Below are 251 nucleotides of genomic sequence, written 5' to 3'. Positions count from 1 at the left end.
CACCACAAACAGCCCAAACGAGCAGATCAAATTTGTTTTGGATTGCTTCTACTAGCCTATCGGACGCTCTCTTTTGCCCTTTAGAAAGCTCTCCCTGCCATGTTAATTCAACTTGTCTTGTTTCTTTCTTTTGTGGACCCGTCCATTCGTAGAGAAAGCCACATTCGCTTACTTTTCCCAGCATGATGCAGGATCTACAGTATACACAGTCTTTTTTACATGTTTCACACGGAGAGAGGGCAAAGTAGCGC

Annotated in this window: 2 pseudogenes; both read right to left on the bottom strand. The window is 44.2% G+C overall.

What is annotated here, in order from left to right:
- Positions 1 to 184: pseudogene (locus AAEY83_RS17240) on the bottom strand (DNA/RNA helicase); the annotation flags it as partial.
- A 9-nt stretch (positions 185 to 193) separates the two neighbouring features.
- Positions 194 to 251 (bottom strand): annotated as a pseudogene (locus AAEY83_RS19150) (hypothetical protein); the annotation flags it as partial.

This window comes from Psychrobacter sp. TB20-MNA-CIBAN-0197 (assembly GCF_040309765.1).
Classification (GTDB): Bacteria; Pseudomonadota; Gammaproteobacteria; order Pseudomonadales; family Moraxellaceae; genus Psychrobacter; species Psychrobacter submarinus.
This window is presented reverse-complemented; position numbering and strand designations above follow the sequence as displayed.